This is a genomic window from Rhizobium sp. P1_E6, from assembly GCF_056405875.1.
This window is the reverse complement of the sequence record NZ_JBFUBG010000246.1, coordinates 1-1,811: the sequence shown is the minus strand read 5'-3', so window position 1 is coordinate 1,811 and position 1,811 is coordinate 1. Positions and strand designations below refer to the sequence as shown.

The following is a 1,811-nucleotide window of genomic DNA, read 5'->3' as shown; positions in this document are numbered from 1 at the left end:
CACCGAAATCGACCGCCACGCTGCTCCCCTGACACAAGAGCTCTATGATGTGCTCGTTGCCAGAAACAACGAGCTTACGCGCCGAAAGCAGAGTAACCGAGACGCCGACGACGCTTTTTTGAAATCGACGCTGGTTCCATTTTGGGAGGGCTTATCCAAGATCAGCTCCCGGTCGGCTCAGGAAATCCGTCGCCAAGCCTTCCTGGACGAGTGGAACAGCACGTTGCAGATCATTCGCAACATCGGCGCCAAGATCTCGGCTGATAAGAACCGGCCCTCATGGGTCGACGCGGCCGCGCCACTCGGAGCCCATGCGGACCAGTTTCTCCATGCGCATTACTATCAACGGACATTCGACGGCAGGCGCGCCGACTACGAAACACATTTCACGCGCAACAGGAGCGATACCGACGCCGCCGAAGAGGAGGCAATCACCTGGTGGCGCAGCCTGGCGACCACTCATGCCGAGCAAACTATGCTCAACAAAACCGCTCCATTCCTGCGGAAGGCCTTTTCGGAGCCTCGCCTGACGAAGCTTACCGAGGACGAATTCGTCAGGGTCCTGTCGCGTATCCACGCCGCGCGAGAATACGCTCGCCGGGCGCCGAACCGATATATCGGTCTTGCCGACGGCCGGAGCTACGACATTCCCCAGAAGATCGACGCTCTCGCACGATATGTCTACAACTCACCCTCGCGCGGCAGACCGTCTGTATTGTCTACCCTTCAGTTCGTACTCTACGGTGGAAATCCTGCCGAAGTGCCTCATCGTCTTTGGGCTGCGATGCATGACCCCAAGCGGAAAATCGAATTGCTCGGAATCAGCACCATAGGCGAGATCGTGGGATGGGCGCTTCCAGACATCTATCCCCCGAGAAACGGGAGAACGAGCAAAGCCCTGAGATCACTCGGCCATGACGTGACAGTCCATGTTGGCTAAGCGTGGTGCCAATACCATCTTGTCTGTTTGACTGTGAGTGTTATGTTAGACGAAAATCAATTTTGTTGAACGGGGCAACTCGGTGAAAAAGGCAATGAAGGGACGGTCGAGTTCGTCGGCACAATCCGTCATAAAGGCGCGAAAGACCGCAACGGGTCAGTTCGTTGCGGTGAAAGAACGGGTCACTGCGGTCATGCAGGCTGCCGAACATTCCGGCCTGCTCGGAGACAAAAGCAGCCGCATCGGCGGACGCATCAGCCCGATCCTGCTTGCGCAAGCTAAAAAGCAAACTGGAATTGATACCGATACGGACCTCATCGAGTTTGCTCTTGCCAGTGTGGCATTGGAGGACAAGTTCGCGGAAACCTTTCGAAAGACATGGGCCACCGTGGATCCTGCTCTAGACCTCGAGTTCTGAGTTGTCGGATTTCGATATCGATTCCGCGCTGCGCTGGAGGCGCCTTGATCCGGGGCGGTCGCTTGCCCGCCGAGCAGATGAACGGCTTCCTTTTGTTGTGGCACCTGCCGAGCCAGGGGACCAACTTCTGTTAGACACCTGCGTCTATATTGATGGACTTCAGGGTCGCTCGCCTGACCTTGTCGCAGACCTCCTTGATGTTCGGCACGTCCATCATTCAACGATAGCGATCACCGAACTGATGCACACGGTTGGCGTGCTTGAACCAGGCCATCCCGGCACGAAGACCGTTGTAGCCCAGATCAGGACAATCATAAACTCCATGCCGGCGCATCGGATTTTTACACCTGATGCAGATGTATTAGGTCGTGCAGCCCTACTCGCGGGAATCCTGTGCCGGATTCAGGGTTACGAGAAGGACGCTCGTTTGCGAGCGCTCCATGACTGCGTCCT

3 protein-coding genes are annotated in these 1,811 nt (G+C 56.6%); all 3 read left to right on the top strand.

Translation table 11 applies throughout. From position 1 onward, the window contains the following. Positions 1–940 (top strand): phospholipase D family protein (locus AC1D35_RS35865; RefSeq protein ID WP_477942735.1); only part of this gene is annotated, 940 nt, incomplete at its 5' end. An 82-nt stretch (positions 941–1,022) separates the two neighbouring features. After that, positions 1,023–1,358: a hypothetical protein gene (locus AC1D35_RS35860; protein WP_477942733.1), complete on the top strand. Its 336-nt coding sequence runs from the start codon at positions 1,023–1,025 to the stop codon at positions 1,356–1,358. 1 nt (position 1,359) lies between these two features. Continuing rightward, positions 1,360–1,811 (top strand): DNA-binding protein (locus tag AC1D35_RS35855; RefSeq protein ID WP_477942731.1); only part of this gene is annotated, 452 nt, incomplete at its 3' end.